Source organism: Acinetobacter sp. 12966, from assembly GCF_031196995.1.
Lineage (GTDB): Bacteria > Pseudomonadota > Gammaproteobacteria > Pseudomonadales > Moraxellaceae > Acinetobacter > Acinetobacter geminorum.
On record NZ_JAVIMC010000105.1, the window covers coordinates 1 to 547 of the forward strand.

Below are 547 nucleotides of genomic sequence, written 5' to 3' on the forward strand. Positions count from 1 at the left end.
ACGTCGTCCAAGCTTTGGTGTGGCTAAAGCAGGTGAACAGCCTCGTGTGTTCTTTGCAGGCTTACCAATGGGCCATGAGTTTACGTCTTTGATCTTGGCGCTGTTACAGGTGTCTGGCTATGCACCTAAAGTGTCGGATGAAGTGCTTAACCAGATTAAAGGTTTAAACCTCAAAGCCAACTTTGATGTGTTTGTATCACTCAGCTGTCATAACTGTCCGGATGTGGTACAGGCGCTTAACCTGATCGCGATTTATAATCCGAACACTACAGCAACCATGATTGATGGTTCATTCTTCCAAGACGAAGTGGAACAACGCAAAATCATGGCTGTACCAATGGTATTCCAAGACAATGAACACATTGGTCAAGGTCGTATGACCATTGAAGAGATTGTGGCAAAACTTGATACCAACTCAGCTGAAAAAGATGCAGCAGCACTGAATGCCAAAGATGCTTTTGATGTGTTGGTGATTGGTGGTGGCCCTGCAGGTGCAACAGCTGCAATCTATGCTGCACGTAAAGGTATTAACACAGGTATCGTGGCT

At 45.3% G+C, this 547-nt stretch carries 1 protein-coding gene; it reads left to right on the forward strand.

The features are described 5' to 3' along the window. Positions 1-547, forward strand: a 547-nt coding sequence (locus RFW85_RS16280; protein ID WP_309171698.1) for a thioredoxin family protein, incomplete at both ends; no start/stop codon positions are given.